This is a genomic window from Nesterenkonia salmonea (assembly GCF_005771525.1).
GTDB classification, from domain to species: Bacteria; Actinomycetota; Actinomycetes; order Actinomycetales; family Micrococcaceae; genus Nesterenkonia; species Nesterenkonia salmonea.
In genome coordinates this window covers 21,428-27,638 of the sequence record NZ_VAVZ01000042.1, presented here as the reverse complement: position 1 = coordinate 27,638, position 6,211 = coordinate 21,428, and the positions used below count along the sequence as shown (strand labels likewise).

6 protein-coding genes are annotated in these 6,211 nt (G+C 60.7%); 5 read left to right on the top strand and 1 reads right to left on the bottom strand.

Annotated elements, in window-relative coordinates:
* Positions 1-244 precede the first annotated feature (244 nt).
* Positions 245-1,045, top strand: coding sequence for a CGNR zinc finger domain-containing protein (locus FEF26_RS16130; protein ID WP_243730585.1), 801 nt, complete (start codon positions 245-247; stop codon positions 1,043-1,045).
* Positions 1,046-1,124: 79 nt separating this feature from the next.
* Here FEF26_RS16130 and FEF26_RS13110 read toward each other — a convergent pair whose 3' ends face one another.
* On the bottom strand, positions 1,125-2,084 hold the full coding sequence (locus tag FEF26_RS13110) for a phosphotriesterase family protein (RefSeq protein WP_138253992.1): 960 nt from the start codon (positions 2,082-2,084) through the stop codon (positions 1,125-1,127).
* A gap of 148 nt (positions 2,085-2,232) precedes the next feature.
* On the opposite strand from FEF26_RS13110, the gene FEF26_RS13105 reads away from it, so the two are divergent.
* From FEF26_RS13105 to FEF26_RS13090, 4 genes are all read left to right on the top strand, one after another.
* Positions 2,233-3,429: an ABC transporter substrate-binding protein gene (locus FEF26_RS13105; RefSeq protein WP_138253991.1), complete on the top strand. Its 1,197-nt coding sequence runs from the start codon at positions 2,233-2,235 to the stop codon at positions 3,427-3,429.
* A gap of 62 nt (positions 3,430-3,491) precedes the next feature.
* Positions 3,492-4,358, top strand: coding sequence for a branched-chain amino acid ABC transporter permease (locus FEF26_RS13100; RefSeq protein WP_138253990.1), 867 nt, complete (start codon positions 3,492-3,494; stop codon positions 4,356-4,358).
* Positions 4,355-5,395 (top strand): branched-chain amino acid ABC transporter permease, encoded by a 1,041-nt coding sequence (locus tag FEF26_RS13095; protein WP_138253989.1) that lies wholly within the window; start codon positions 4,355-4,357, stop codon positions 5,393-5,395. The genes FEF26_RS13100 and FEF26_RS13095 overlap by 4 nt, the downstream gene beginning before the upstream one ends.
* Positions 5,395-6,210 (top strand): ABC transporter ATP-binding protein, encoded by an 816-nt coding sequence (locus tag FEF26_RS13090; protein ID WP_138253988.1) that lies wholly within the window; start codon positions 5,395-5,397, stop codon positions 6,208-6,210. The genes FEF26_RS13095 and FEF26_RS13090 overlap by 1 nt, the downstream gene beginning before the upstream one ends.
* Position 6,211: the final 1 nt, after the last annotated feature.

Genomic DNA, 6,211 nt, shown 5'->3' with positions numbered 1-6,211 from the left:
TCGCTCTGCCAGTTCTCGCAGCATGCCAACCCCGGCATGAGACACGACCCCCTGCCCGTCGGCGGAGACTTTCATGCGGCCAGTGCCCGGGATACGCTTCACTTTGAGAGTGCCCTCTCGACTCGGATGGTTTGGACTGTGGTAAGCCCATCATCCCTTGTCGGAGCGGCACTCTCGTCTATCTACGGCCTCTCAGGCCCTCGTGTCATGAAAGACCGAGGTTAATTGGCAGGAGAAAACTGCAATGTTCAACGCAGAAATTAATCGTGCCCTCACCGCAGCCGCGGATCTCATCAACACCTCCGAGGGACTGAAAAGCGCAAGACCCACCCCGGATACGCTCGACAGCGCTGAAGGACTCAAAGCCTATCTGTCCGAGCGTGAACCCGAGTTGGAATGGCCGACCAGTACGGCCAACCGCAAGCAGCTGGAGCGTGTCCGCGCCCTCCGGGAGAACCTGCTCACCGTGTGGACCTCCGCCCCGGTCACAGAACCGAATGAGGTAGAGGCCATTAACGGCCTACTGGAGGGTGTGGGGATCAAACTGGTCCACACCACTGGCGAGGATGCTGAGTCCTCGTTCCGTCAGGAGCCGATTCCGGTGTCTAACCAGATCAGCGACATCATGACCGCCACTATCGCCGCATCCCTGGCTCATCTGGTCACCGAGGAGGAGACCGGACGGCTGCGCATCTGCCGCGGGGATGACTGTGAGGCGGCCATTGTTGACCTCACCCGAAACCGTTCTAAGCTCTTCTGCGATTTCGGCAACTGCGCCAACCGTGCTCATGTGCGCGCCTACCGTGCCCGGCAGGCCGCCAAGCGCAACGGCACCACCGCTGTCACCGAGAGCTCCGAGGCCTCACCGAACTCCGGGGCCGGCAGTAAGCGGAAGTTGGAGAAACCCTCCTCCGCCGAGAAGGCCGAGGAGATCAACCGTCCGACCTCTGTCTCTGCGGTAGCGGCCAAAGAGTTCCGTGATCGGATGCGCGAGGAGCTCATGGATAAGCGCAAGAAGAAGTCGAAGACGAGCAAGAAAAGCTAGCTGTCTCGGCTCGGCATCCCGGTGGGGGTTCATTGCGGTGGACCCTGGTGAGCCCCCATCCGGGATGAAGGCAATCAACCTATTCGAAGTATCTGCGAGGATTCTCCACCAGGATGGTGTTGAGATCTGATTCGCTGACTCCGCGATCTTTCAGCGTGGGGATGACGTCCTCACTGATATGGCGGTAATTCCACTTCGGTGCCGCCTGAGCCCTGGCCTGTGGATCGAACCAGTCGATGAAGCAGGAGGCGTCATGGGAGATAGTGATCTTCTCGCTATAACCCCTCTCGACCAGCGCGACAATGGTGTCGATGCGCTGCTCAAAGGGCAGCAGCACATCCAAACCGAAGCGGTCCATACCCAAGAGTGAACCTGCATCGGCCAACTTGGTGAGATAGCCCAGGTCAGTGGAGTCTCCGCTGTGGCCGATGATCACCTTGCTGAGGTCCACACCCTCTTCTGCCAATACCCGCTGGGCCACCAGGCCTGATTCAGTGTGCGGATTAGTGTGCACGGTGATCGGTGCGCCAGTCTGGGCGCTGGCCTGACCGACAGCACGCATGGCACGCTCCACACCAGGAGTCAGCCCCGGTTCCTCGATAGCGCATTTCAAGAATGCGGCACGCACTCCAGTATCGGCAATCCCCTCAGTGAGATCCCTGATGAACAATTCGGTCAGCGGCTCCGGGACATCAAAGAGCAGCCCCGGGCCCTGGTGGTGGAACTGGAGGGGGATATCCCGGTAGGTGTACAGACCGGTGGCCAGCACGATATTGAGATCCAGACCTTCGGCGATCCGCTGGATCCTCGGAACATAGCGACCCAGACCCAGGACTGTGGGATCCAGAATGGTGTCGATCCCCAGCTGATGCAGCTCACTCAGCTGTCGACGCGCATCAGCGACTTTCTCTTCTTCATCCCAGTCCTGCTGGTAGTTCAGGCGGTACTCCTCGCCCAGCACGAAGACATGCTCATGAACCAGGGTTCGCCCCAGTTCGCGGGGCTCGATGAAACCTGTGGCAGTGGTGATGTATTCCATGTCACATAGCGTAGGTCAGAATCCATTGAATGTGAACACAGGTTCACTTCTCTCCAAAATGTGATTGACACCACACTCCCTGGCGGTTAGCTTAGGTCAAAGTTGATGTCATGTTCAGAATCACTCCTACCGAAAAGACACAGCCGTCATGTCACAGAAATCTCGTTCGACTCTTCGTCCCCTGATCGCCCTGAGTACTGTCAGCCTCCTAGCCCTGACCTCCTGCGGAAACGGAGGGGGCGACGGCGAGGGAGGCACGATCACCATCGGCGTTACCGGCCCCCAGTCCGGCGGTGGCGCCCTCTACGGCGAGAACGTCGAGGCAGGTATCCGCCTCGCCATTGATGAGCTCAACGAACAGGGGGTGACCATCGACGGAGAGGAATACACCGTCGAGATGCGCGCCCTGGATGATGAGTACCAGCCAAATGCCGCAGCCACCAATGCCCAACGGCTGGTGGAGCAGGACGATGCCAGCGTGGTCTTCGTCCCTCATGCCGGCGGTATCCACGCCGCTCAGGAGATCAACACCTCCCGCAGTGAGTTCCTCATCGGCGCCTATAGCTCCGATCGGCAGATTGTCGAACGCGACAATGAGCTGACCTTCATGATCCCGCCGACCTTCGCCAGCTACTCCGAGCCCTTCATCGAACTTTTCCAGGATCAGGGGGCCGAGCGTCTGGGTCTGCTGGCCACCGCCAGTGAATACGGCCAGCAGTGGACCACCATGATGACCCAGGACTGGGAGGGGGCTGGCGGCGAGGTCCTGAGCAATAACAACTTTGACTACGGTGCGGTCTCCGATTTCGCCAGTGCAGTGGCCAGCGCACTCTCCGAGGAGCCCGATGTCATCCTGGTCGGCGGCCCCTCCCAGACCACTGCCCTGGTCATCGAAGAGGCTCGTGATCAGGGTTATGAGGGCGGGTTCATGATTATGGACCAGGCCAAATTCGAGGAGATGGAGCTCTTCACCGACCCCGAGAACCTCAATAACTCCGCCGGCCCAAAGCCGGTGGCCGAATTCGATGACCCCGGAACTGATGAGCTTGTCGAACGCTTTGCCGAGGAGATCACTGAAGAACGACCGCTCACCGCCGAGACCTCACTGAACTTCCAGGCCGTGGCCCTGGTGGTCAAAGCCATGGAAGTTGCCGGAACCCATGAGGATCCCACCGCTATTCGCGAGGCCCTGCCTGAGGCGGCAACAGAGGTCGACGATGTCTTCCGGGTCTCCGGCTTCCCCGATGTGGTCACCGATGAGGGGCTGCTGATCTCCGACACCCTCGAAGGGGCCCACCGGGACTCCGAGGGGAACTATGAGTACTTCCCCGTTGAGATCGAATAGCCCGGCCTCGCAGAAGTCCAGCAAGTCCTGAACAGTCCCAAACTCTCTAGTGAGGACTCCGCATGACCCTGTTTATCCAACAGTTCTTCAACGGGCTGTCACTCGGAGGAGTGTACTGCTTGGCCGCCATTGGCCTGACCCTGGTCTTCGGGGTGCTGCGCATTCCCAACCTGGCCCACGGCGCTCTCTATATGGTCGGTGCCTACCTCACCTATTTCTTCCTCACCTCAGCCGGGGTGCCCTATATTCTGGCCATCGCATTGGCCGCCCTGGTGCTGGCCGGAATCGGCATCGGCATGGAGCGAGTGGTCTTCCACCCGCTGCGCAATGCACCGCATACCCACCATATGATCGCCGCCGCAGGTGCAATGTTCTTCCTGCACTCTCTGGTCCAGGCAATCTGGGGAGCTGACTTCCGGCGGATGGAATCACCGATCACCGGCCGCGTAGAGATTCTGGGCACCCAGGTCTCCTGGCAGCGGGTGACTATTGTGATCACCGCCGTCGTCGTTCTCATTGCTCTGACCTGGTTCATCAAGAAAACCGTGCACGGGCAGAGCATCGAGGCAGTGGAGCAGGACCGTGTCGGAGCCTCCCTGGTAGGGATCAATCCGAACCGGGTCTCCATGCTGACCTTCGGCCTGGCTGCCGCCCTGGTGGCCGTGGCCGCAGGGCTGGTGGCACCGATCAACCTGATCTACCCCACGATGGGTGATGTCATCATGGTCAAAGTCTTCGCCATCATCATCCTCGGCGGCCTGGGATCGATTCCCGGCGCAATTGTCGGCGGCTTCACCCTCGGCCTGGCCGAGGCGATGGCCACCACCTATGTCTCGGCGGTAGCCGGTGAGGTCATCGCCTTCGTGGTGCTGATCTTGGTGCTTGCCATCAGACCCACAGGACTTCTGACGAAGGCGGTGCAACGATGAAGCTGACATTCTCCATCCGCGGAGTTGGCGCCCTGCTGGTGGCAGCGGCCCTGCTCTTCGCACCACTGATTCTGGCCGAGCAGAACTATCTGCTTCGGGTGCTGATCACCGGTATCACCTACGCCATCGCGGTCTACGGGCTCAACATCATCCTGGGCTTCACCGGCCAGCTCTCCCTTGCCCACGGTGGATTCTTCGGCATCGGCGTCTACACCATGGGACTGCTGACCACCGATTACGACTGGTCCTTCTGGTCTGCACTGCTGGCCGCCATCGTGCTCACCACTGTGGTGGGATTCCTGGCCGGACTGCTGGCGCTGCGGACCAGGGAGGCTTATTTCGCCATCTTCACCATGGCTCTGGGACTGATCATCTACATGGTCATCAGCCGTTGGGAGGATGTCACCCATGCCTACTCCGGTGTGCTGGGTGTCAAGCTTCCGGAGGACATCGGCCCGCTGGACTTCAGCGAACCGGCCACCTACTACTACCTCCTGCTGGTCTTCCTCGCCGCTGCCGCCTATGTCACCTATACCCTGCGGGTCTCCAATGTTGGACGCCGGCTGCTGGCCATCCGCACATCCGAGGACCTCGCCAGTTCCATCGGCATCAATGTGGGGCTGAACAAACAGCTGGCCTTCACGGCATCGGCGGGCTTCGCCGGACTCGGCGGGGCACTGTTCGCCTCCGCAGAAGGATTCATCGGTCCCAACTCCTCCTCCATCGACCTCACCTTCGAACTGCTGATGTTCTTGCTTGTCGGCGGTGTGGCCACCGTGATGGGACCGATTGTGGGCACCCTGCTGGTCCTGATGCTCTTTGAGGCTTTTCAGGACTTCCAGGCCTACCGGTTCATTCTGCTGGGGCCGGTGATCATCGCCCTGGTGATCTACGCACCGCAGGGGCTCATTGGGCGGCTCAATCAACTCACCTTCTACTGGAAACGCCGCAGAGCGGCAGCCCAGAAGACCGCAGCCGGTGCGCCTGAGCAGAATTCCCCGGCCGATCCCCACGATGAGAAGACAGAGGTGCGCTGATGCTGATGCAGGTACGCGGACTGTCCAAGACCTTCGGCGGTCTCCATGCTGTCGAAGACGTCAGCTTCGATATCGCCGAGGGGGAGATCACCGCGATTATCGGCCCCAATGGTGCCGGGAAGTCTACCCTGTTCAACCTGATCACCGGGTTCTACCGTCCCACGGCGGGATCGGTGACCTTCAAGGCCAAAGACATCACCGGTCATCCGGCCCATCGGACAGCCCAGGCTGGGGTAGCCCGGACTTTCCAGACCACCAAGCTCTTCGAGCACAGCTCGATTGCCGAGAATGTTCTGGCAGGCTGCGCGGCCGGATCCCGTTCCACACTCATCGACGCCGTTTTCCGCACCCCCCGGCATCGCCGGGAGGAGAAGGCGAGTATGGATAAGACCCTGGAGCTGCTGGAGTTCACCGGCATCCTGGAGTTCAAAGACGAGATCGCAGCCAATGTGCCCCATGAGGTGCAGAAGCGGGCCGCCGTCGCCCTTGCCCTGGCCACCGAACCCGAACTGCTGCTGCTGGATGAACCGGCAGCCGGTATCACCGAGGATGAGACCGCCCGATTCGGGCAGTTGATCCGGCAGATCGTGGCTCGCGGGGTCACTGTGGGGCTGGTGGAGCACAAGATGTCACTGATCATGAGCCTCGCGGACAGTATCTTGGTCCTTGACCAGGGCCGCAGAATTGCTTGGGGCACCCCCGAGGAGGTCCGCTCGGACCCCCGCGTGATCGAGGCCTATCTCGGTGCCGGCAGCCAGGGCTCCACGTCCCAAGAGGACGGCATTCAGGAACGGACCCCGGGACAAGGAGCCTAGC

Coding starts and splice junctions, on each gene's coding strand:
- FEF26_RS16130 (WP_243730585.1), top strand. CDS start 245: ATGTTCAACGCAGAAATTAATCGTGCCCTCACCGCAGCCGCGGATCTC.
- FEF26_RS13110 (WP_138253992.1), bottom strand. CDS start 2,084: ATGGAATACATCACCACTGCCACAGGTTTCATCGAGCCCCGCGAACTG.
- FEF26_RS13105 (WP_138253991.1), top strand. CDS start 2,233: ATGTCACAGAAATCTCGTTCGACTCTTCGTCCCCTGATCGCCCTGAGT.
- FEF26_RS13100 (WP_138253990.1), top strand. CDS start 3,492: ATGACCCTGTTTATCCAACAGTTCTTCAACGGGCTGTCACTCGGAGGA.
- FEF26_RS13095 (WP_138253989.1), top strand. CDS start 4,355: ATGAAGCTGACATTCTCCATCCGCGGAGTTGGCGCCCTGCTGGTGGCA.
- FEF26_RS13090 (WP_138253988.1), top strand. CDS start 5,395: ATGCTGATGCAGGTACGCGGACTGTCCAAGACCTTCGGCGGTCTCCAT.